13 protein-coding genes, 4 tRNA genes and 4 rRNA genes are annotated in these 24,108 nt (G+C 59.0%); all 21 read left to right on the forward strand.

The window, feature by feature from the left end:
- Positions 1-180 precede the first annotated feature (180 nt).
- Positions 181-1,721: ribosomal RNA gene (locus tag ACJJV2_RS00020) — 16S ribosomal RNA — on the forward strand.
- Positions 1,722-1,965: 244 nt separating this feature from the next.
- Positions 1,966-4,851: ribosomal RNA gene (locus ACJJV2_RS00025) — 23S ribosomal RNA — on the forward strand.
- Between the two features lie 136 nt (positions 4,852-4,987).
- A 5S ribosomal RNA gene (gene rrf, locus ACJJV2_RS00030) occupies positions 4,988-5,103 on the forward strand.
- Positions 5,104-5,114: 11 nt separating this feature from the next.
- Positions 5,115-5,230: ribosomal RNA gene (rrf, locus tag ACJJV2_RS00035) — 5S ribosomal RNA — on the forward strand.
- Together the 16S, 23S and 5S rRNA genes form the textbook arrangement of a ribosomal RNA operon.
- A gap of 207 nt (positions 5,231-5,437) precedes the next feature.
- Entirely contained in the window at positions 5,438-8,368 is a 2,931-nt protein-coding gene (locus ACJJV2_RS00040) for a DUF2339 domain-containing protein (protein ID WP_405277471.1), read from the forward strand.
- A 91-nt stretch (positions 8,369-8,459) separates the two neighbouring features.
- Complete coding sequence (locus ACJJV2_RS00045) at positions 8,460-9,440, forward strand: biotin--[acetyl-CoA-carboxylase] ligase (protein WP_405277474.1); 981 nt, start codon at positions 8,460-8,462, stop codon at positions 9,438-9,440.
- Positions 9,437-10,276: a type III pantothenate kinase gene (locus tag ACJJV2_RS00050; protein WP_054556896.1), complete on the forward strand. Its 840-nt coding sequence runs from the start codon at positions 9,437-9,439 to the stop codon at positions 10,274-10,276. Before ACJJV2_RS00045 ends, ACJJV2_RS00050 begins: the two co-directional genes overlap by 4 nt.
- 109 nt (positions 10,277-10,385) lie before the next feature.
- Positions 10,386-10,469, forward strand: a tRNA-Tyr gene (locus ACJJV2_RS00055).
- A 46-nt stretch (positions 10,470-10,515) separates the two neighbouring features.
- Positions 10,516-10,589, forward strand: a tRNA-Gly gene (locus ACJJV2_RS00060).
- 35 nt (positions 10,590-10,624) lie between these two features.
- A tRNA-Thr gene (locus tag ACJJV2_RS00065) sits at positions 10,625-10,699 on the forward strand.
- 163 nt (positions 10,700-10,862) lie between these two features.
- Positions 10,863-10,938, forward strand: a tRNA-Trp gene (locus ACJJV2_RS00070).
- Positions 10,939-11,015: 77 nt separating this feature from the next.
- Complete coding sequence (gene secE / locus ACJJV2_RS00075) at positions 11,016-11,384, forward strand: preprotein translocase subunit SecE (RefSeq protein WP_043334897.1); 369 nt, start codon at positions 11,016-11,018, stop codon at positions 11,382-11,384.
- Between the two features lie 10 nt (positions 11,385-11,394).
- Entirely contained in the window at positions 11,395-11,928 is a 534-nt protein-coding gene (nusG, locus tag ACJJV2_RS00080) for a transcription termination/antitermination protein NusG (protein ID WP_043334895.1), read from the forward strand.
- A gap of 120 nt (positions 11,929-12,048) precedes the next feature.
- Positions 12,049-12,480 (forward strand): 50S ribosomal protein L11, encoded by a 432-nt coding sequence (gene rplK / locus ACJJV2_RS00085; RefSeq protein ID WP_043334893.1) that lies wholly within the window; start codon positions 12,049-12,051, stop codon positions 12,478-12,480.
- A 2-nt stretch (positions 12,481-12,482) separates the two neighbouring features.
- The gene (rplA, locus tag ACJJV2_RS00090) at positions 12,483-13,175 is read left to right on the forward strand and encodes a 50S ribosomal protein L1 (RefSeq protein WP_054556897.1); all 693 of its coding nucleotides are present in this window, start codon (positions 12,483-12,485) and stop codon (positions 13,173-13,175) included.
- A gap of 261 nt (positions 13,176-13,436) precedes the next feature.
- On the forward strand, positions 13,437-13,943 hold the full coding sequence (gene rplJ / locus ACJJV2_RS00095; protein WP_054556898.1) for a 50S ribosomal protein L10: 507 nt from the start codon (positions 13,437-13,439) through the stop codon (positions 13,941-13,943).
- 92 nt (positions 13,944-14,035) lie between these two features.
- Complete coding sequence (gene rplL, locus ACJJV2_RS00100) at positions 14,036-14,401, forward strand: 50S ribosomal protein L7/L12 (protein ID WP_405277483.1); 366 nt, start codon at positions 14,036-14,038, stop codon at positions 14,399-14,401.
- 206 nt (positions 14,402-14,607) lie between these two features.
- Positions 14,608-18,684 (forward strand): DNA-directed RNA polymerase subunit beta, encoded by a 4,077-nt coding sequence (rpoB, locus tag ACJJV2_RS00105; RefSeq protein WP_043334884.1) that lies wholly within the window; start codon positions 14,608-14,610, stop codon positions 18,682-18,684.
- An 88-nt stretch (positions 18,685-18,772) separates the two neighbouring features.
- Entirely contained in the window at positions 18,773-23,014 is a 4,242-nt protein-coding gene (gene rpoC / locus ACJJV2_RS00110) for a DNA-directed RNA polymerase subunit beta' (protein ID WP_405277487.1), read from the forward strand.
- 137 nt (positions 23,015-23,151) lie between these two features.
- Positions 23,152-23,535 (forward strand): 30S ribosomal protein S12, encoded by a 384-nt coding sequence (gene rpsL, locus ACJJV2_RS00115; protein ID WP_405277490.1) that lies wholly within the window; start codon positions 23,152-23,154, stop codon positions 23,533-23,535.
- A 101-nt stretch (positions 23,536-23,636) separates the two neighbouring features.
- A complete protein-coding gene (gene rpsG / locus ACJJV2_RS00120; protein ID WP_043334878.1) occupies positions 23,637-24,107 on the forward strand; it encodes a 30S ribosomal protein S7 in 471 nt (156 codons plus the stop codon).
- Position 24,108: the final 1 nt, after the last annotated feature.

Raw genomic sequence — 24,108 nt, forward strand, 5'->3', positions numbered from 1 at the left:
GCGTTCCGGGTAGAATATGCCTCCTCGCTTAACAGCGACGCTCTTTAAAAATTTGATCAGGTAATTCGTGTGAGCGCTTGCCGATGAGTGGTGACAAGGTCACCAAATATCGGAGCAAGCCTCTCACGAGAAGTTTGACTCTGAACCAAGTTTGGTCTGCTTAACAGACTATCAAGCTTTCAACTGAAGAGTTTGATCATGGCTCAGATTGAACGCTGGCGGCAGGCTTAACACATGCAAGTCGAGCGGAAACGATCCTAGCTTGCTAGGAGGCGTCGAGCGGCGGACGGGTGAGTAATGCATGGGAATCTGCCCGGTAGTGGGGGACAACCTGGGGAAACTCAGGCTAATACCGCATACGTCCTACGGGAGAAAGCAGGGGATCTTCGGACCTTGCGCTATCGGATGAGCCCATGTCGGATTAGCTTGTTGGTGAGGTAATGGCTCACCAAGGCGACGATCCGTAGCTGGTCTGAGAGGATGATCAGCCACACTGGGACTGAGACACGGCCCAGACTCCTACGGGAGGCAGCAGTGGGGAATATTGGACAATGGGCGAAAGCCTGATCCAGCCATGCCGCGTGTGTGAAGAAGGCCTTCGGGTTGTAAAGCACTTTCAGCGAGGAAGAACGCCTTGGGACTAATACTCCCGAGGAAAGACATCACTCGCAGAAGAAGCACCGGCTAACTCCGTGCCAGCAGCCGCGGTAATACGGAGGGTGCAAGCGTTAATCGGAATTACTGGGCGTAAAGCGCGCGTAGGTGGCTAAGTCAGCCAGGTGTGAAAGCCCCGGGCTCAACCTGGGAACGGCATCTGGAACTGCTTGGCTAGAGTGCAGGAGAGGAAGGTAGAATTCCCGGTGTAGCGGTGAAATGCGTAGAGATCGGGAGGAATACCAGTGGCGAAGGCGGCCTTCTGGACTGACACTGACACTGAGGTGCGAAAGCGTGGGTAGCAAACAGGATTAGATACCCTGGTAGTCCACGCCGTAAACGATGTCAACTAGCCGTTGGGTCCCTTGAGGACTTAGTGGCGCAGCTAACGCAATAAGTTGACCGCCTGGGGAGTACGGCCGCAAGGTTAAAACTCAAATGAATTGACGGGGGCCCGCACAAGCGGTGGAGCATGTGGTTTAATTCGATGCAACGCGAAGAACCTTACCTACCCTTGACATCCAGAGGACTTTCCAGAGATGGATTGGTGCCTTCGGGAACTCTGAGACAGGTGCTGCATGGCTGTCGTCAGCTCGTGTTGTGAAATGTTGGGTTAAGTCCCGTAACGAGCGCAACCCCTATCCTTATTTGCCAGCGAGTAATGTCGGGAACTCTAAGGAGACTGCCGGTGACAAACCGGAGGAAGGTGGGGACGACGTCAAGTCATCATGGCCCTTACGGGTAGGGCTACACACGTGCTACAATGGCAAGTACAAAGGGTTGCAATACTGCGAAGTGGAGCCAATCCCATAAAGCTTGCCTCAGTCCGGATTGGAGTCTGCAACTCGACTCCATGAAGTCGGAATCGCTAGTAATCGTGGATCAGAATGCCACGGTGAATACGTTCCCGGGCCTTGTACACACCGCCCGTCACACCATGGGAGTGGACTGCACCAGAAGTGGTTAGCCTAACCTTCGGGAGGGCGATCACCACGGTGTGGTTCATGACTGGGGTGAAGTCGTAACAAGGTAGCCCTAGGGGAACCTGGGGCTGGATCACCTCCTTATCGACACTGTCTACTGCTCGCGGCAAGTGCTCACAACGAATTACCTGATCTTATTGCTGGCTTAGCCGGCAGTGGCAAGCGTGCTCATCATAGAGCGCGCTTCTCACTGTTCTCTGAACAGCCGCTCTTTAACAATGTGAATCATGCTGACGATAGATATGTGCGCCAAGCGCATGTCTATCAAACGATATGTCGGAGAGGTCCGACAGATTCGTAATCCTTGACAGACCCCTTGGGGTTATATGGTCAAGCGATTAAGCGCATACGGTGGATGCCTTGGCAGCCAGAGGCGATGAAGGACGTGATAGCCTGCGATAAGCGTTGGCGAGGTGGCAAATACCCTGCGACCCAACGATTTCCGAATGGGGAAACCCACTCACCATCAGGTGAGTATCTATAGGCCAATACATAACCTATAGAGGCAAACCCGGGGAACTGAAACATCTAAGTACCCGGAGGAAAAGAAATCAACCGAGATTCCCCAAGTAGCGGCGAGCGAACGGGGACCAGCCCTTAAGCGTGACAACTGACAGACGAACAAGCTGGGAAGCTTGACGATACAGGGTGATAGTCCCGTAGTCGAAGTCTGAGTCACGTGAAATCGAGTAGGTCGGGGCACGAGAAACCTTGACTGAACATGGGGGGACCATCCTCCAAGGCTAAATACTCCTGGCTGACCGATAGTGAACCAGTACCGTGAGGGAAAGGCGAAAAGAACCCCGGCGAGGGGAGTGAAATAGATCCTGAAACCGTATGCGTACAAGCAGTGGGAGCACCTTCGTGGTGTGACCGCGTACCTTTTGTATAATGGGTCAGCGACTTATATTCTGTGGCGAGCTTAACCGTATAGGGGAGGCGTAGGGAAACCGAGTCTTAACTGGGCGACCAGTCGCAGGGTATAGACCCGAAACCGGGCGATCTATCCATGGCCAGGGTGAAGATTGAGTAACATCAATTGGAGGCCCGAACCCAAGTATGTTGAAAAATGCTGGGATGAGCTGTGGATCGGAGTGAAAGGCTAATCAAGCCCGGAGATAGCTGGTTCTCCTCGAAAGCTATTTAGGTAGCGCCTCACGTATCACCGCTGGGGGTAGAGCACTGTTTCGGCTAGGGGGTCATCCCGACTTACCAACCCGAGGCAAACTCCGAATACCAGTGAGTGCAGCGTGGGAGACACACAGCGGGTGCTAACGTCCGTTGTGAAAAGGGAAACAACCCAGACCGTCAGCTAAGGTCCCAAAATCCTGATTAAGTGGGAAACGATGTGGGAAGGCTCAGACAGCTAGGAGGTTGGCTTAGAAGCAGCCATCCTTTAAAGAAAGCGTAATAGCTCACTAGTCGAGTCGGCCTGCGCGGAAGATATAACGGGGCTAAATCAGGTACCGAAGCTACGGGTTCATCCTCTGGATGAGCGGTAGAGGAGCGTCGTGTAAGCCAATGAAGGTGGATTGAGAAGTCTGCTGGAGGTATCACGAGTGCGAATGCTGACATGAGTAACGATAAGGGGAGTGAAAAACTCCCCCGCCGGAAGACCAAGGTTTTCTGTTCTACGTTAATCGGAGCAGAGTGAGTCGGCCCCTAAGGCGAGGCGGAAACGCGTAGTCGATGGGAAACGGGTTAATATTCCCGTACCGGATGTGGTTGCGATGGGGGGACGAAGAAGGCTAGGTGAGCCAGGCGTTGGTTGTCCTGGTGAAAGCATGTAGGCCGAGGAATCAGGCAAATCCGGTTCCTCTGAGGTCGAGATGCGAGACGAACTGACCACGGTCAGGAAGTCATCGATGCCACGCTTCCAGGAAAAGCCTCTAAGCTTCAGATCACATGCGACCGTACCCCAAACCGACACAGGTGGTCAGGTAGAGAATACCAAGGCGCTTGAGAGAACTCGGGTGAAGGAACTAGGCAAAATGGCACCGTAACTTCGGGAGAAGGTGCACCGGTTCGAGTGAAGGACTTGCTCCGTAAGCTCTTACCGGTCGAAGATACCAGGTGGCTGCAACTGTTTATTAAAAACACAGCACTCTGCAAACGCGCAAGCGGACGTATAGGGTGTGACGCCTGCCCGGTGCCGGAAGGTTAATTGATGGGGTTAGCTCACGCGAAGCTCTTGATCGAAGCCCCGGTAAACGGCGGCCGTAACTATAACGGTCCTAAGGTAGCGAAATTCCTTGTCGGGTAAGTTCCGACCTGCACGAATGGCGTAATGATGGCCACGCTGTCTCCACCCGAGACTCAGTGAAATTGAAATCGCAGTGAAGATGCTGTGTACCCGCGGCTAGACGGAAAGACCCCGTGAACCTTTACTATAGCTTTACACTGGATGCTGATGTTGTCTGTGTAGGATAGCTGGGAGGCTTTGAAACCGCGTCGCCAGATGCGGTGGAGCCAACCTTGAAATACCAGCCTGACATCATTGGCGTTCTAACTCAGGTCCGTTATCCGGATCGAGGACAGTGTATGGTGGGTAGTTTGACTGGGGCGGTCTCCTCCTAAAGAGTAACGGAGGAGCACGAAGGTACCCTCAGCACGGTTGGAAATCGTGCATTGAGTGCAAGAGCATAAGGGTGCTTGACTGCGAGACAGACACGTCGAGCAGGTACGAAAGTAGGTTCTAGTGATCCGGTGGTTCTGTATGGAAGGGCCATCGCTCAACGGATAAAAGGTACTCCGGGGATAACAGGCTGATACCGCCCAAGAGTTCACATCGACGGCGGTGTTTGGCACCTCGATGTCGGCTCATCACATCCTGGGGCTGAAGTCGGTCCCAAGGGTATGGCTGTTCGCCATTTAAAGTGGTACGCGAGCTGGGTTTAGAACGTCGTGAGACAGTTCGGTCCCTATCTGCCGTGGGCGTCGGAAGTTTGAGAAGAGCTGCTCCTAGTACGAGAGGACCGGAGTGGACGAACCTCTGGTGTTCGGGTTGTCATGCCAATGGCATTGCCCGGTAGCTACGTTCGGACGGGATAACCGCTGAAAGCATCTAAGCGGGAAGCCCCCTTCAAGATGAGACTTCCCTGAGGCCTTGCGCCTCCTGAAGGGCCCTTGAAGACTACAAGGTTGATAGGCTGGGTGTGGAAGCACAGCAATGTGTTGAGCTAACCAGTACTAATTGCCCGTGAGGCTTGACCATATAACACCCAAGGGGTTTGCGTAGGCAAACGCCGGGATTGCGACAGGATCGAGACATATCGGTCAGCATGATTCATATTGCGAGTCGCGAGGCCACAAGCCTCGAGACTCAGGCATCGCAAGATGCCACCGTTTCGCCTGACGACCATAGCGAGCGTGAACCACCCGATCCCATGCCGAACTCGGAAGTGAAACCGCTTAGCGCCGATGGTAGTGTGGAGTTTCTCCATGTGAGAGTAGGTCATCGTCAGGCACTTATACTCGCCTGACGACCATAGCGAGCGTGAACCACCCGATCCCATGCCGAACTCGGAAGTGAAACCGCTTAGCGCCGATGGTAGTGTGGAGTTTCTCCATGTGAGAGTAGGTCATCGTCAGGCACTTATACCGAACCGCCCCTGTAGCCTTGCTGCAGGGGCGGTTCTCTTTGTGCGCAGGAAAAGAAAGCCCGGCTCCCCCAGGAGTCGGGCTTTTTGCGTTCAATGTGCAAATACGGTGCTGAGAGACTGACAGCATGAGGTGCCGGGCAAAATGCCGTAGTCTCTGAGCACAACTCTTCGATGACGGGCTGGGCGATGGATGAGCTGATGTTGGTGGGCGTCATGATGGCGTTGCTGGTACTGGGTGGTTCCTTGATGGGGTGGCTCAGCATGCTACGCCTCAAGGCGCTGGAGCAGCGACTGCGCGATATGGAGGCCAGGCTTGCTCGCGAGCTTCCTGCTCATGGCGCTCCGGTTATGCACACCCCCTTGCAAGAAGGGGGTGTGGACAAATCGCCTGCCGAAGTGCCGCCCCAGGAAGGGCTGGCAGCATCCGGTGCAACGCCATCGATCAGCGACTCGCGGACCACTGCATCATCTAGTGGCGGCCACTCTCTGTCCTACCGGCTACTTCAGCGCTTGTTGCATGGAGCTGCCTCCAGTCGTTCAGGCGAGAACGGGCAGGGCGCAGACCCTGCAAGCAAGGCATCAGAGGTGCTGCCGGGGGGCATGTCACGTCTGCTGACGGTCCTTCAGGAACACTGGATGATTCTTGTGGGTGCCTTGTCTCTAGTGATGGCAGGCATCCTGCTCGTCGGGTACTCCCTTGAGCAGGGCTTGCTGGGGCCGGGGGTACGGCTGGCGCTGGGTCTCGGGTTCGGCCTGAGCATGACGGTATTGGCCGAGTGGCTGAGACTGCGTACGTCCCAGTCATCGAGTTTGACCGGCGCCGTCAGCGGTGCCGGCAGTCTGGTGCTCGCGGCGAGCCTGTTGGCTGGTCACTTTCTGCTTTCGCTGGTGTCCATGCCGGTCACCTTCGTACTGCTGGCAGCCTTGAGCCTGTGGATGCTGGAGCGTGCGCGGCACCATGGGCCGTGGCTGGCAGCATTGGGCATGTTGGGCGGATATGCTCTGCCCTTGGCGCTGCCCATTCACCAGCAGTGGCAGGAAGCCTCGACCTTGCTGTTGCTGGGGTATGCGGGTGTGATCGCGGCAGCGTGTCGTGTGCTGTACCGGCAGGTCGCGGTGAGCTGGCTGTATTGGGGCGGCCTGGTGGGAGCGCTCACCTGGTGGTTGCTGTTGATGCCCTTCGGTATCTCCTCTGGCACGACACTGTTGGTGGGGCTGTTGCCCTGGGTGGGTGGTGTCTGGCTGGCCGTGCTGGCGTTGGGGTATCTGCGGGAGGGGGTGTGGGAGTCATCAACGGGCGCCGCAGAGAAGGATGAGCGACAGGCGCAGGCCTCACTTGCGACCTGGTTGCCCTGGCGCGCATCTCTTGAGCTGCGTCGGCACTGGCTCGCCGGAGGCCTTGTCTCAGTGAGCGTCGTGCTGGGACTCTGGCTGCCCTGGCTGGGCAGTCTCGTGCATGGCGTCTCCTTTGACTCCTTGGTGGCGCCTTCCGATATGGCCGGCTCCGGTGTGTCCCTGTGGCATCGGGGGTGGCTGGCTAGCCTCATGCCGATGCTGGTGATTGCCTGGTCTAGTCGCCGCCATGCGGTGCTGTGGTCGATGGTGGTTGCTGGCAACGGACTCTGGTTGCTGGTGTGGGGGCTTGCCCTGACGGCACCGCTGTCGAGCAGCGCGATGATCAGCCCGCTGATACTGAGTGTCGGCCTGTTGTCGCTGGCGCGTTGGCGACCGCGTCATGATGCGGGTGAAAGAGCAGAGAGGCCGCTTGCAGCCTGTTGGTGGGCATTGGCGACCATGGTGCCGCTGCTGGCATGGGCTCTGGCTCTCTGGCAGGACGTCATGCCATGGACGACCGAGGCGAGCGATGCAGGGAGGCTGATCAACACAGGACTGGTCAACACAGGGCTACCGCCATTGATCTGGGGGCTGGTGTGCTGGGCAGGTGCCATGCGCTTCCAGGCGCGTGAAGGCGCTCAGCTTGCCGCAGGACTGTGGTTGCCGGCGCAGGCCGGGATATTCCTTGCCCTGGTGGCAGTGCTGGAGGGGCCATCGTTGACCCTGGCGCTGGCGTTGCAGCTGTTGGGTTTGACCGCTTGTGAATGGCGCTGGTATCGCGAGGGGCATACCGCGGCGCGCTCCGTGTTTGCTGAGCTGTCACGCTTGCTGGCGTGGGGTGTCGTGGCTCGCTTGATGTATGGCATGGCGCATGACGACTATGCCGATATCGCGCACTGGCCACTGCAGATACTGCTGCCGGTATTGGCCTGTGTCGCCATGACCAGTCTCGGCATGCGCCACCGCCCGCGGACACAGCGCTGGCTGGAAGGTGCTGTTGTCCAGCTTGCCGTCGCGACGGTGGTGATGGAAATCCGCTATGTGTTGACCGGTGGAAAGCCCTTCGAGGGCAGCCTCACCCTGGCGGAGCTTTCCCTGCAGGTATTGGCGCTGGCCGGGGTGGCGGCAAGCTATGCCTGGCGTGCCCGTGGCGACGGTGCTGAGGCGCGGGCAGGGACGCAGCTGTATCGCGTGCTGGCACTGGTGGTCGGTGGAGCGGCCGTGCTTCTCTGGAGTGTCGGCGTGCTGGGCATCTTCAATCCGCTCTGGCACCCGGGGGATGTCGGGAGCTGGCCGCTGGTCAATTGGCTTCTGCCGGCCTACGGCCTGCCTGCACTCGGCGCCGCTATGCTCTGGCGCATGACATCCAGACGCGCATCGGATGCGGGAAGCGCCGCGTCACGCTCACGAATACGCGGGCTGAGCGAAGTGCTCGGCCTGCTGTCGGCAGGGTTGTGGTTGGCGCTCAACTTGCGTCACTGCTGGCATGGCGCTGAGCTGGGCGTATGGCAGGGCATCGAGCAGGCGGAGCTATATGCCTACAGTGTGTTGATGCTGGTCGTCGCGGCGGCCCTGATCGTGAGTGGTGCCAAGGCGGGGCAGCAGCATTGGCAGCGCATCGGACAGGGCATCCTGATCCTCGCCGTGATCAAGGTGGGGGTATGGGATACCGCCACCCTTGAGGGGTTGTGGCGAGTAGGTTCATGGCTGGGACTGGGCAGTGTCCTGATGCTGCTTTCTGCCTTGTTCAATCGCCTGGCGGGGGCGGGAATGCGTGCCGGGGAGCGGAATTGACGAAAAGAGCGTTATCTTTGGTCGTTGTTCTTGGCTCGCAAGCCCATGAATCCGATAGAATGTGCGCTTTTGCACAGGGACAGGCCTCCGCATGACCATCCGTGATCTCATTCGTCTGCTTGGAGATGGTGGCTACCACTCCGGAGAGGCCCTGGGCGAAGAGCTCGGGGTGTCGCGTACGGCGGTCTGGAAGCAGCTCAAGAAACTTGAGGCGCTCGACATTCCGCTGGAAGCCATCAAGGGGCTTGGCTATCGACTGGCCAACCCCATCGAGTTGATCGATGGTCAACAGATCATCGAGGCGCTGCCGCGCGAGACTCGCAAACACCTGACGCGCCTGTTCGTCGAGGAGTCGGTGGACTCGACCAATACCTTCATCCGCGAGCGCTTTCGTCAGGGAGCCGGCCATGCCGAGGTCTGTCTGGCGGAGGTGCAATCGGCTGGGCGTGGCCGTCGTGGGCGTGAGTGGGAGACTCCCTGGGGGCGCAGCCTGGTCTTCTCGCTTGGCTGGCGCTTCGAATCAGGGGCCGCATCGCTTGAAGGCCTGAGTCTGGCGATCGGCGTGGCGGTGGCGGAGGTGCTCGAGGCCGATGGCCTGCCCGCGCGCCTCAAGTGGCCCAACGATGTCCTGCTGCAGATACAGAAGGATCAACCCAAGATCGCCGGCATCCTGGTCGAGGTGACGGGGGATGTGTCCGGTCCCTGTGATGTCGTCATCGGTATCGGCATGAACATCGAGTTGCCGGCCTCCCGACGCGAGGCGATCACTCAACCGGTGGCTGCGGTACGTGACATCATTCCCGGTGCTTCACGCAATCGCTATGCCGCGCGTCTGATGGAGTCATTGCTGGCACTGTTGCCCGAGTTCGAGTCGCAGGGCTTTGCCGGATGGCAGGCGCGCTGGAATGAGCGCAATGCCTTCAAGGGGCGTGATGTGGTGATTTTGCGCGGAGACAGACGAGAAGAGGCCGTGGCAGAAGGTGTCGATATCAATGGAAATCTCGAGGTGCGCATGAATGGCGAAACCATCACTCTCGCCGGTGGCGAGATCAGTCTGCGCGCCGTCTCATGATTCTGGATCTTGATATCGGCAACACCTTGTCAAAATGGCGTCTCAAGGACACCGTTTCCAGCGAGATCCGCTCGCGCGGCGCCGTCTGGACGCGAGAGGAGTGGCGGCCGGGCGCGGACATTCCTGACCTGGATGTCGTCACGGCCGTGCGTATCTCCAGCGTGGCGCGCAAGCAGGTGCTGGATGAGACGGTGGAGTTGCTGCGCAAGCAGGTCGGCGTCGTGCATGTCGCACACTCGACGCGGGAGGCGCTGGGCGTCACCTGCGGCTATGAAGAGCCGCAACGCCTGGGCGTCGATCGCTGGTTGGGCGCACTCGCCGGCCATCATCTCACCGGGGGCTGTTGCAGCGTCGATTGCGGTAGCGCGATCACGGTGGATTTCGTGCTGCCGGGTGGCAAGCATCTGGGGGGCTATATTCTCCCGGGGCTGCGTCTGATGAAGGAAAGCCTCAAGCTGGGCACGCGCAATGTGGCCATCGACCCGGATACCGAGGTGGATACGTTGCTCGCGCCGGGTCGCAATACGGTAGAGGCCGTCAATCACGGCATCTACATGGCGGCCGTCAGTGCGGTCAATCGTCTCTATGCCGAGGTCTGCGATCGTGAAGGGGTAGCCTTGCCGCTACTGCTGACCGGCGGTGACGCGCGGGTGGTGGCGCGCGGTCTGCGGGTGCCGCATGCGCTGTGGCCAGACATGGTGTACGCCGGCCTGGAGGCGCTGTATCCATTGACCGCTGCCGAGCGGGCAGGGCGCCTGTCAGGTGCGCCCGACCAGCCGCGAGTGCCTGATCTAGAAAAACTTCGCTCAGGGCTTGCGCTCACCCAGATGCTTTGACATACTACGTCCCGTTCTGAGGCGATACATTCCCTCAAGCGCTTGAAGTAGAATGAAATCAAGCACTTGACAGCGTATCCCAAGCGGCGTAAGATTCGTCGTCACAGATGGTGGGGTTCCCGAGTGGCCAAAGGGAGCAGACTGTAAATCTGCCGCGAAAGCTTCGAAGGTTCGAATCCTTCCCCCACCACCAGATTCGCTTATGATGCCGTGTGCATCAGGGCAGCAAGAGTTGGAAAGCGGGCATAGTTTAATGGTAGAACCTCAGCCTTCCAAGCTGATGACGCGGGTTCGATTCCCGCTGCCCGCTCCAGTTCATCTCGTCAGTCGAGATTGCGCAAAGGTTTTGCTCGTGTAGCTCAGGGGTAGAGCACACCCTTGGTAAGGGTGAGGTCGGCGGTTCAAATCCGCCCACGAGCTCCATACAACGGAAAGGCGAGTCGCAGTTTGGCTCGTCTTTTTCGTTTCCGACGACCTCCCAGGTCGCGGTCAAAGATAAGGCTTGTCAGTTTGGGTTGTCTCAGCTATGATGGCGCCCGCTGTTCATTCAGCCTTGTTTTTAGTCTCTGGAACACGCAAGTGTTACAGGCCAGTAGCTCAATTGGCAGAGCAGCGGTCTCCAAAACCGCAGGTTGGGGGTTCGATTCCCTCCTGGCCTGCCATCCTTCCCCAGGATGGTATTCGACTTCTTACCGATTCTCGATTCTAGCGATCGCTGCACCCTTGAGGAGTCTCTTTGATGAAACAGAACGCCGAGGTGCAGGAAGCGCGCCACGACGGGTTCAAGTGGTCGGTCGTTGTCATTCTTCTTGTGCTGGCTGTTGCTGGCAACGCCTATTTTGCTGACCAAGCGCTGCTTTATCGCGTGCTTGGCGTCGTCGTGCTTGGTGTTGCAGCGGCTGCTCTGGCGATCACGACCAACAAAGGCCGTGATGTTGTCGAGCTGGCAAGTAGTGCGCGCCGCGAGATCCAGCGCGTCGTTTGGCCGACCCGACAGGAAACTGTCCAGACAACTGCCATCGTGCTGGGTGCCGTGCTTATCGTGGGCCTGTTGCTATGGCTCATCGATACCACCCTCGGCTGGCTGATGTCCGGCATCGTCAGTTAACGGAGTTTCCATGTCCAAGCGTTGGTATGTCATACACGCCTATTCCGGTTTCGAAAAGCAGGTCATGCGTTCGCTCAACGAGCGTGTGAAGCTTTACGCCATGGAAGATCACTTCGGTGAGATTCTCGTGCCGGTCGAAGAAATCGTCGAAATGCGTGACGGCAAGCGCCGCAAGAGCGAGCGCAAGTTCTACCCGGGCTACGTGCTGGTCGAGATGGACATGAATGATCAGTCCTGGCACCTGGTGAATGAAACCCCGCGCGTCATGGGGTTCATTGGCGGAACCCCGGAGAAGCCGGCAGCGATTACCCAGAAAGAAGCCGACGCCATGCTGCGTCGCGTTCAGGATGGCACCGACAAGCCGCGTCCGAAGACTCTCTTCGAGCCGGGTGAAACGGTGCGTGTCACTGATGGTCCGTTCGCGGACTTCAATGGCGTAGTCGAAGAAGTGAATTACGAAAAGAGCCGTCTGCAGGTCAGCGTACTGATCTTCGGGCGTGCTACGCCGGTGGAGCTCGAGTTCTCCCAGGTCGAGAAGGACTGATCTCAGGGTCATCATCTCACCTGTTTGAATACGAGCATCACGGCAACACGACGGGTCGCCTGAGGCGGCCCGGTTTTACGGGGAGCCGCAAGGCGCTACCACCCATACTGGAGTCCTATCATGGCCAAGAAAGTACAGGCTTACATCAAGCTGCAGGTTGCAGCCGGTAAAGCTAACCCGAGCCCGCCCGTGGGTCCTGCCCTCGGTCAGCACGGTGTCAACATCATGGAGTTCTGTAAAGCGTTCAACGCCGCTACCCAGAACGTCGAGCCGGGTCTCCCGACTCCCGTGGTCATCACTGTCTACTCCGACCGTAGCTTCACTTTCGTCACCAAGACGCCGCCTGCGGCCGTCCTGCTGCTGAAAGCGGCTGGTCTGAAGTCCGGTTCTGGCGAGCCGAACAAGAAGAAGGTCGGTACCGTGACTCGCGCTCAGCTCGAAGAGATCGCGACCACCAAGGAACCGGACCTGACAGCTTCCAATCTGGACGCTGCTGTTCGCACCATCGCCGGTACTGCCCGTAGCATGGGCCTGAACGTGGAGGGTCTTTGATCATGGCCAAGATTTCAAAGCGCGCCCAGGCGATCAACGCGAAAGTTGAATCCGGCAAGGTCTACAGCGTCGAAGAAGCTGTTGCTCTGCTGTCCGAGCTGTCCACCGTCAAGTTCAAGGAGACCATCGAAGTCTCTCTGAACCTGGGTGTTGATCCGCGTAAATCCGATCAGGTCGTTCGCGGCGCTACCGTGATGCCGAATGGCACCGGTAACGAAGTGCGCGTCGCTGTCTTCACCCAGGGCGCCAACGCTGAAGCAGCGAAGGAAGCCGGTGCAGACGTGATCGGCATGGACGACCTGGCAGAACAGGTCAAGAAAGGCGTGATGGACTTCGACGTCGTCATCGCTTCTCCGGATGCCATGCGCGTTGTCGGTCAGCTGGGCCAGATCCTCGGTCCGCGCGGCCTGATGCCGAACCCGAAAGTCGGTACCGTGACGCCTGACGTCGCGACTGCCGTGAAGAATGCCAAGGCTGGTCAGGTGCGTTTCCGTACTGACAAGAACGGCATCATTCACGCCGGTATCGGCAAGATCGACTTCAGTGCTGACTCCATTCAGGGTAACATTGACGCCCTAGTGGCCGAAGTCAAGAAGCTGAAGCCGAGCACTTCCAAGGGTATCTACCTGAAGAAGATCACCCTGTCCAGCACCATGGGTCCGGGTCTGACTGTCGATCACGCCAAGTACGCGTAAGGCAGTCTCAGAATGTTTCACTTTGCGGTCCCCGTGCTCAGCCGCGGGGCGCCGTCAAAGACCGCAGGCGCTGGCCTTGTCACCTCGGTGACAGGGCCAGCTTAATCGCGCCGCGATGCTTGCATTGCGCGTAGCCTGCGCAGATGGTGTCCCAGCCCTGCTGGTGGCAGCCATCCTCCAAGACTCTCCCGCGCAGTTCTGGTGAGAGAGATGGTAAACCACTGGGGAATTCGTTCCCCGGCACGAAATGGAGTCAACACCGTGGCTTTAGGTCTCGAAGACAAGAAGGCAATTGTTGCTGAGGTCAGCGAAACCGCCAAGGGTGCTCTCTCCGTAGTCGCTGCCGACTCTCGTGGTGTAACTGTTGGTGCAATGACCGAATTGCGCAAACAGTGCCGCGAAGCGGGCGTCCAGCTGCGTGTTGTTCGCAACACTCTGGCTCGTCGTGCGCTGTCCGGTACCTCTTACGAGGTGCTGAACGAGTCCTTCGTCGGCCCGACTCTGCTTGCATTCTCCATGGAACACCCGGGCGCTGGCGCTCGTCTGTTCAAGGAATTTGCCAAGCAGGTCGAGGCGTTCGAAGTCAAGGCATTGGCCTACGAAGGCGAGTTCATCCCGGCGGCGAATATCGACCGTCTGGCATCTCTGCCGACCCGCGATGAAGCACTGTCCAAGCTGCTGTCTGTCATGAAGGAAGCTTCTGCAGGCAAGCTGGTCCGTACTATCGCAGCACTGCGCGATCAGAAGGAAGCCGAAGCCGCCGCGTAAGCAGCGCTTTGACCTCCTGGCTGTCTCGTGCAGCCTGAATCGATTTCCGTTTGACTGAGCATCTTTGCTCCGCAAAGTTTAGGATTGCTAAAATGGCACTGACCAAAGAAGACATCATCAACGCCGTCGCTGACATGACCGTCATGGAAGTGGCTGAGCTGATCGAAGCAATGGAAGAGAAGTTCGGCGTTTCTGCCGCTGCCGCCGTCGCTGCTGGCCCGGCTGCCGCTGAAGTTGTTGAAGAGCAGACCGAGTTCGACATCGTTCTGACTGCTGCTGGTGACAAGAAAGTCAACGTCATCAAGGCTGTTCGTGAACTGACTGGCCTGGGCCTGAAAGAAGCCAAGGCAGCTGTTGACGGCGCTCCGGCCACCCTGAAAGAAGGCGTGAGCAAGGAAGACGCAGAAGCAGCTAAGAAGAAGCTGGAAGAAGCTGGCGCGTCCGTGGAACTCAAGTAACTCGTGTTCCAGGCTGCGCACGCTGCGTAAGCTTCCTGGCTGGTGGCGGACTCCGCCACCAGCCTTTTTCTGTTGCAAGACGAATTATGACGGCGAGCCAGCCCGCAAGGGAGGCTTGCCGTCCGCGCCTGATGGACATCGCCGCGCCATCAGGTATGAGCCGACCACGCATCGGTCACCCAAGGTGAACAAGCTGGGGAATACAGATGGCTTACTCATACACTGAGAAAAAACGCATCCGCAAGGATTTTGGCAAACTGCCCCAAGTGATGGATGTGCCTTACCTGCTGGCCATCCAGCTTGATTCCTACCACGACTTTCTCCAGCAGGACAGGGCGCCAGAACAGCGCCTGGAAGTCGGCCTTCACGCTGCCTTCAAGTCCGTGTTCCCGATTGCCAGCTTCTCTGGCAACGCAGCGCTCGAGTATGTCAGCTACCGCTTCGGTACGCCGGCGTTCGACGTCAAGGAATGTCAGCTGCGCGGAGTCACTTACTCTGCACCGCTGCGCGTGAAAGTGCGCCTGATGATCTATGACAAGGAATCGTCGAACAAGGCGATCAAGGACATCAAGGAGCAGGAAGTCTACATGGGGGAAATCCCCCTGATGACAGAGAACGGTACCTTCGTCATCAATGGTACCGAACGTGTCATCGTGTCACAGCTGCACCGCTCGCCGGGTGTGTTCTTCGACCACGACAAGGGCAAGAGCCACTCGTCCGGCAAGCTGCTGTACTCCGCACGTGTGATTCCTTACCGCGGTTCCTGGTTGGACTTCGAGTTTGATCCGAAGGACAACGTCTACGTCCGTATCGACCGTCGTCGCAAGCTGCCGGCTTCCGTTCTGCTGCGTGCCATGGGCATGACCAGCGAAGAGATTCTCGGTACGTTCTTCGACACCACGATGTACCACATCGAGCGCAGCGGCTTCTCCGTTGAGCTGGTGCCGGCACGTCTGCGTGGCGAGACCGCCGCCTTCGACATCAAGGATGCCGACGGTAGCGTGATCGTGGAGGAAGGTCGTCGTATTACACAGAAGCACGTCCGTCAGATGGAAGCCTCCGGCCTCGAGCGTCTCGAAGTGCCGATGGACTACCTGTACGGCAAGGTGCTGGCCAAGGATCAGATCGATCCGGCCACTGGTGAGCTGGTCTGCGAAAGCAACAGCGAGATCACTCCGGAACTGCTGGAGAAGATGGCTCAGGCCAAGATCACCCAGTTCGAAGTCATCTACACCAACGACCTGGATTGCGGTCCGTTCGTGTCCGATACCCTGAAACTGGATACCACGCGTAACCAGCTCGAGGCATTGGTCGAGATCTACCGCATGATGCGTCCGGGCGAGCCGCCCACCAAGGATGCAGCAGAGTCACTGTTCCAGAACCTGTTCTTCAGCGAAGACCGCTACGACCTGTCGGGCGTGGGCCGCATGAAGTTCAACCGTCGCCTGCGTCGCGAAAGCGATACCGGCAGCGGCGTGCTCGATCAGGACGATATCCTGACCGTCATGAAGGAGCTGATCAGCATCCGTAACGGCAATGGCGATGTCGATGACATCGACCACCTGGGTAACCGTCGTATTCGCTCTGTGGGCGAAATGGCGGAAAACCAGTTCCGTGTCGGCCTGGTCCGCGTCGAGCGTGCGGTCAAGGAGCGTCTGTCCATGGCCGAGAGCGAAGGCCTGATGCCGCAGGACCTCATCAACGCCAAGCCGGTTGCGGCGGCGGTGAAGGAATTCTTCGGTTCCAGCCAGCTCTCCCAGTTCATGGATCAGAACAACCCGCTGTCCGAAGTGACGCACAAGCGCCGTGTCTCCGCGCTTGGCCCGGGTGGTCTGACCCGTGAGCGCGCCGGCTTCGAAGTTCGTGACGTTCACGCCACGCACTACGGCCGTCTGTGCCCGATCGAGACGCCGGAAGGCCCGAACATCGGTCTGATCAACTCGCTGGCGACCTACTCCAAGACCAACAGCTATGGCTTCCTCGAGACGCCGTACCGTAAGGTCGTGGATTGTCAGGTCACCGACGATGTCGTCGATCTGTCCGCGATCGAGGAAGGCGATTTCATCATCGCCCAGGCCTCCGCGACCGTCGATGAGAACGGCCGTCTGGTCGACGACCTGGTTCAGGTTCGTCACCGTGGCGAGACCACCTTCATGGCGCCGGAAAAGGTCACCATGATGGACGTGTCTCCGCGTCAGGTCGTCTCTGTCGCTGCCGCACTGATCCCGTTCCTCGAGCACGATGATGCCAACCGCGCCTTGATGGGTGCGAACATGCAGCGTCAGGCTGTTCCGACTCTGAAGGCTGACAAGCCGCTGGTCGGTACCGGCATGGAGCGCTTCGTGGCGCGTGACTCCGGCGTCTGCGCCGTGGCACGTCGTGGCGGTGTTATCGATTCCGTCGATGCCAAGCGCATCGTCGTACGTGTGCGGGAAGAAGAGATCATCGGCGGTGAAGCCGGCGTTGATATCTACAACCTGACCAAGTACGTACGCTCGAACCAGAATACCTGTCAGAACCAGCGCCCGATCGTGCGTCCTGGCGACGAAGTCGCCATCGGCGACATCCTGGCCGACGGCCCGTCCGTCGACATGGGTGATCTGGCCCTGGGTCAGAACATGCGTCTGGCGTTCATGCCCTGGAACGGCTTCAACTTCGAGGATTCCATCCTGTTCTCGGAGCGTGTGGTGCAGGAAGATCGCTTCACCACCATCCACATCCAGGAACTGACCTGTGTCGCGCGTGACACCAAGCTCGGGCCGGAAGAAATCACTTCCGATATCCCGAATGTCGGCGAATCCGCACTCTCCAAGCTGGATGAGTCCGGTGTCGTCTACATCGGTGCCGAGCTGAACCCGGGCGACATCCTGGTCGGCAAGGTCACGCCGAAGGGCGAGACCCAGCTGACGCCGGAAGAGAAGCTGCTGCGTGCCATCTTCGGCGAGAAGGCGTCCGACGTTAAGGACACCTCTCTGCGTGCCCCGACCGGCATGAAGGCCACCGTCATCGACGTTCAGGTCTTCACCCGTGACGGCGTCGAGAAGGATCAGCGTGCGCTCTCCATCGAGCAGATGCAGCTGGCCGAGGTCCGCAAGGACCTGCAGGAAACCTACCGCATCGCGGAAGAGGCGACCTTCGAGCGCATGCAGCGCAACCTGGTCGGTCAGGCCGTCAACGGTGGTCCGAAGCTCAAGAAGGGCGACGTGCTGACCGATGACTACCTGGAAGCACTGCCGCGCCAGGAGTGGTTCAAGCTGCGTCTGCAGGACGAGTCTCTCAACGAACTGCTGGCTCAGGCCGATGAGCAGCTCGAGATCCGTCGTCGCGAGATGGACGAGCGCTTCGAAGACAAGAAGCGCAAGCTCACCCAGGGTGATGATCTGGCACCGGGCGTGCTCAAGATCGTCAAGGTGTACGTCGCCGTGAAGCGTCGTATCCAGCCGGGTGACAAGATGGCCGGTCGTCACGGTAACAAGGGTGTCATCTCCGCGATCATGCCGGTCGAAGACATGCCGTTCGATGGCAATGGCGAGTCGGTTGACGTCGTGCTGAACCCGCTGGGTGTACCGTCGCGCATGAACGTCGGTCAGATCCTCGAGACCCACCTCGGCATGGCCGCGCGTGGTCTGGGCGTGAAGATCGAGCACATGCTGCGCGAAGAGCGTGCCGAGCAGGTCAAGCAGATCCGCGAATTCCTCGACAAGGTGTACAACACCGTCGGCGGTCGCCAGGAAGACCTCTCCGTGCTCAGCGATGATGAAATCATCACCATGGCGCACAACCTGAAGAAGGGCGTGCCGATGGCAACGCCGGTCTTCGATGGCGCCAAGGAACACGAGATCAAGCAGTTGCTCACGCTGGCCGGTATCCCTGATTCCGGACAGATGGACCTCTACGATGGCCGCACCGGCGAGAAGTTCGATCGCAAGGTGACCGTCGGTTACATGTACATGCTCAAGCTCAACCACCTGGTGGATGACAAGATGCATGCGCGTTCGACCGGCTCCTACTCCCTCGTCACGCAGCAGCCGCTGGGTGGTAAGGCGCAGTTTGGTGGTCAGCGCTTCGGTGAGATGGAGGTCTGGGCCCTCGAGGCGTACGGCGCTGCCTACACCCTCCAGGAGATGCTCACGGTCAAGTCCGATGACGTGGAAGGCCGTACCAAGATGTACAAGAGCATCGTAGATGGCGATCACACCATGCAGGCGGGCATGCCCGAATCCTTCAACGTGCTGGTGAAGGAGATCCGCTCGCTGGGTATCGACATGGAGCTGGAAGGCTGACGCCGAAAAGCCACAAGTATTGACGGTCCGCAAAGCCTGGTGTCAGCAGCCAGGCTTTGCCCATGACAACTCCGCAACGGAGCGACCCATGAAAGATTTGGTGAAAGTTCTCAAATCGCAGGCGCAGTCCGAAGAATTCGACGCCATCAAGATTACCCTGGCGTCTCCGGACATGATTCGCTCGTGGTCTTTTGGTGAAGTGAAGAAGCCTGAAACCATCAACTACCGGACATTCAAGCCGGAACGTGATGGTCTTTTCTGTGCCAAGATCTTTGGCCCGGTGAAGGACTACGAGTGCCTGTGTGGCAAGTACAAGCGGATGAAGCATCGCGGCATCATCTGTGAGAAGTGTGGCGTTGAAGTGACCAAGGCGGCAGTGCGTCGTGAGCGTATGGCTCACATCGAACTGGCGAGCCCGGTCGCGCATATCTGGTTCCTGAAGTCTCTGCCGTCCCGTATCGGCATGCTGCTCGACATGACTCTGCGTGATATCGAGCGCGTGCTGTACTTCGAAAGCTTCGTGGTCATCGATCCGGGCATGACGACTCTCGAGAAGGGTCATCTGCTCAACGATGAGCAGTACTTCGAAGCGCTGGAAGAATTCGGTGATGATTTCGACGCCCGCATGGGTGCCGAGGCCATCAAGGCGCTGCTCGAGGACATCGAGCTGGAAGAAGAGGTCGAGCGCCTGCGTGAAGAGATTCCGCAGACCAACTCCGAGACCAAGATCAAGAAGCTGTCCAAGCGCCTCAAGCTGCTGGAAGCCTTCTACTATTCCGGCAACAAGCCGGGCTGGATGATCATGGAAGTGCTGCCAGTGCTGCCGCCGGACCTGCGTCCGCTGGTGCCGCTGGACGGCGGCCGCTTCGCGACCTCGGATCTGAACGATCTGTATCGTCGTGTGATCAACCGCAACAACCGCCTCAAGCGTCTGCTCGACCTCAATGCGCCGGACATCATCGTGCGCAACGAGAAGCGCATGCTGCAGGAATCCGTGGATGCACTGCTCGACAACGGTCGTCGCGGTCGCGCCATCACCGGTTCCAACAAGCGTCCGCTGAAGTCGCTGGCCGACATGATCAAGGGCAAGCAGGGTCGTTTCCGTCAGAACCTGCTGGGCAAGCGTGTCGACTACTCCGGTCGTTCCGTCATCACCGTCGGCCCGACCCTGCGTCTGCATCAGTGCGGTCTGCCGAAGAAGATGGCGCTTGAGCTGTTCAAGCCGTTCATCTACGCCAAGCTGCAGGCCTCCGGTCACGCCAGCACCATCAAGGCCGCCAAGAAGATGGTCGAGCGCGAAGCCCCGGAAGTCTGGGATTTCCTCGCCGACGTCATCCGCGAGCACCCGGTGCTGCTGAACCGTGCCCCGACTCTGCACCGTCTGGGTATCCAGGCGTTCGAGCCGCTGCTGATCGAAGGCAAGGCCATCCAACTGCACCCGCTGGTCTGCGCTGCGTACAACGCCGACTTTGATGGTGACCAGATGGCTGTCCACGTACCGCTGACGCTGGAAGCCCAGCTGGAAGCGCGTGCGTTGATGATGTCGACCAACAACGTGCTGTCGCCGGCCAACGGCGAGCCGATCATCGTGCCGTCCCAGGACGTCGTGCTGGGTCTGTACTACATGACCCGCGAGAAGATCGGTGCCAAGGGTGAAGGCATGGCCTTCGCGAACCTGGGTGAAGTCGAGCGTGCCTTCGGCACTCACAGCGCTCACCTGCACGCGATGGTCAAGGTCCGTCTGACCGAGACACTCAAGGACGAAGAGTCCGGCGAGCTGTACGAGAAGACGTCCCTGCACGACACCACCATCGGTCGCGCACTGCTGTTCCGCATTCTGCCGAAGGGCATGCCGTTCGAGCTGATCAACCAGGTGATGAAGAAGAAAGCCATCTCCGGTCTGATCAACGAGGCGTACCGTCGTGTCGGTCTGAAGGACACGGTCATCTTCGCTGACCAGCTGATGTACACCGGCTTCCGTCTCGCGACCTGGTCCGGCGCCTCCATCGGCGTCAACGACTTCGTCATCCCGGACGCGAAGAAGGTCATCATCGACGCGGCCGAAGACGAAGTGAAAGAGATCGAAAACCAGTTCTCCTCCGGTCTCGTGACCGCGGGCGAGAAGTACAACAAGGTCATCGATATCTGGGCGCGTGCCAACGACCGTGTCGCCAAGGAGATGATGGCAGGTATCTCGAAAGAGACCGTCGTCAACTGGAAAGGCGAAGTGGTCAATGACGAAGACGGCAAGCCGATGGAGCAGGACTCCTTCAACAGCGTCTTCATCATGGCCGACTCCGGTGCGCGTGGTTCCGCCGCACAGATTCGTCAGCTGGCTGGTATGCGTGGCCTGATGGCCAAGCCGGATGGCTCGATCATCGAGACGCCGATCACCGCCAACTTCCGTGAAGGCCTGAACGTACTCCAGTACTTCATCTCCACGCACGGTGCCCGTAAGGGTCTGGCGGATACGGCACTGAAGACCGCCAACTCCGGTTACCTGACCCGTCGTCTGGTCGATGTTGCCCAGGATCTGGTCATCACCGAAGCGGATTGTGGTACTCAGGAAGGCTTGATTCTGCACCCGGTCATCGAAGGCGGCGACATCATCGTCCCGCTGTCCCAGCGTGTGCTGGGTCGTGTCGTGGCGCAGGACGTGGTCGATCCGGTCTCTGATGAAGTCCTGATCGCACGCGGCACGCTGCTCGACGAAGCCTGGTGTGCACAGCTCGATACCATGGGCGTCGATGAGATCATCGTGCGTACCACCATCGGTTGTGAAACTGTGCACGGTGTCTGCTCGGCCTGTTACGGCCGTGATCTGGCGCGTGGCCATCAGGTCAACGTCGGTGAAGCCATCGGTGTCATCGCGGCACAGTCCATCGGTGAGCCGGGTACCCAGCTCACCATGCGTACCTTCCACATCGGTGGTGCCGCTTCGCGGGCATCTGCCGTGGACAGTGTCCAGGTCAAGCATGGTGGCAGCGTACGTCTGCACAACATCAAGTCGGTTGAGCGTGCCGATGGCAAGCTGATTGTCGTCTCGCGTTCCAGTGCACTGGCCGTGGCCGATGCGCAAGGCCGTGAGCGTGAATTCTATAAGCTGCCGTACGGTGCTGAACTGTCCGTGCGCGATGGCGACTCGGTCTCTTCCGGTCAGTCCGTGGCGAAGTGGGATCCGCACACCCACCCGATCGTCGCGGAAGTGGCAGGTCAGGTGCAGTTCACGGATATGGAAGATGGTCAGACCATCAACCGTACCACTGACGAAATGACCGGCCTGTCCTCCATCGAGATCATCGAGAGCGCTTCACGTCCGTCCGCGGCACGTGACAAGCGTCCGATGATCATGCTGGTAGACGGTAGCGGCAAGCACGTGACACTGCCGGGCTCCAACACGCCGGTCCAGTACCTGCTGCCGGGCAATGCCGTGGTGTCCGCCGAGAATGGCGCAGCCGTCGGCGTGGGTGACGTCATCGCACGTATCCCGATGGAAGCGTCCGGTAACAAGGACATCACCGGTGGTCTGCCGCGCGTTGCCGACCTGTTCGAAGCACGTCGTCCGAAAGAGCCGGCCATTCTGGCCGAGATCTCCGGCACCGTGACCTTCGGCAAGGAAACCAAAGGCAAGCGTCGTCTGACCATCACGCCGGTGGAAGGTGATCCGTTCGAGCTGTTGATCCCGAAATGGCGCCAGATCAGTGTCTTCGAAGGTGAAACGGTCGAGAAGGGTGAGGTCATCTCCGATGGCCCGAGCAACCCGCACGATATCCTGCGTCTGCTCGGCGTCGCGGAAATGACCAAGTACATCACCACCGAAGTCCAGGAGGTCTATCGCCTTCAGGGTGTCGGCATCAACGACAAGCACATCGAAGTGATCGTGCGTCAGATGCTGCGCAAGGTGGAGATTACCGACTCTGGTGATTCCACCTTCATCACGGGCGACCAGGTGGAATACGCCCGTGTCGTCGAAGAAAACATGCGACTCGAGGCGGACGGCAAGTTCCCGGCCAAGTTCGATCGCATCCTGCTCGGTATCACCAAGGCGAGCCTGGCAACTGAATCGTTCATCTCCGCGGCGTCCTTCCAGGAAACCACGCGAGTTCTGACCGAGGCATCTGTCACCGGCAAGCGCGATTATCTCCGTGGTCTGAAGGAGAACGTCGTGGTCGGTCGCCTGATTCCGGCGGGTACTGGCCTGGCCTATCACGACGAGCGTCGTCGCCGTCGCGATGGCCTGCCGCTCGCACCGGCCCCGTCGGCACAGGACGTCGAGCAGGAATTGGGCGCTCAGCTCACTGCCCTCGACGCGGACGACGACGACCTCTGAGGTCTTGCGCCCCGCCGTCTCTGACGGCGGGGTTGACGCCCTTGTGGCCCAAGCCCTAGAATATGCAGCCTTTAACAATAGGGCGGGTGAATCCTGTCCTGTCGTTGGAAGGCAGTACAACCCATTGGAGCAAGCAAATGGCAACCGTTAACCAGCTCGTGCGCAAGCCGCGCAAGCCGCGCAAGCGTCAGGCGTCCAAGAGCGACGTCCCTGCGCTGCAGGCATGTCCGCAGAAGCGTGGCGTGTGTACCCGTGTATACACTACTACCCCGAAGAAGCCGAACTCCGCACTCCGTAAGGTTTGCCGTGTTCGTCTGACCAACGGCTTCGAAGTTTCTTCGTACATCGGCGGTGAAGGTCACAACCTTCAGGAACACTCTGTTGTTCTGATCCGTGGCGGTCGTGTGAAGGATTTGCCGGGTGTCCGTTACCACACCGTTCGTGGTGCACTGGATACCTCTGGCGTTCAAGGTCGTAAGCAAGGTCGTTCCAAGTACGGCGCCAAGCGTCCGAAGGCGTAATTCAAAGTTTAATATCGGTCTGATAAGAGTAAGGTCGGGCGTCGCGTCCAACGCGAGGCGTCCCGGGTTTACCTGAAGGACCCTTCTACTGAGGGCTTATCATGCCTAGAAGACGTGTAGCAGCTAAGCGCGAAATCCTGCCGGATCCGAAGTTCGGAAGCGAGCGCCTGGCCAAGTTCATGAACCACCTGATGATCAGCGGCAAGAAGTCTGCAGCTGAGCGCATCGTTTACGGTGCTCTCGATCGTGTTGCCGAACGCTCCAATGACGAGCCGCTGGACCTCTTCGACAAGGCGCTGGAAGCCATCCAGCCGATGGTCGAAGTGAAGTCCCGTCGTGTTGGTGGTGCAACCTACCAGGTGCCGGTTGAAGTTCGTCCTTCCCGTCGTCAGGCACTGGCCATGCGTTGGCTGGTGGACGCTGCGCGCAAGCGCGGCGAAAAGACCATGGTGCAGCGCCTCTCTGGCGAGATCCTGGATGCCGCTGAAGGCAAGGGTTCTGCTGTGAAGAAGCGTGAAGACGTGCACCGCATGGCAGAAGCCAACAAGGCCTTCTCCCACTACCGCTTCTAAA

The sequence above is a fragment of the Cobetia sp. Ld8 genome, assembly GCF_045066615.1.
Lineage (GTDB): Bacteria > Pseudomonadota > Gammaproteobacteria > Pseudomonadales > Halomonadaceae > Cobetia > Cobetia amphilecti.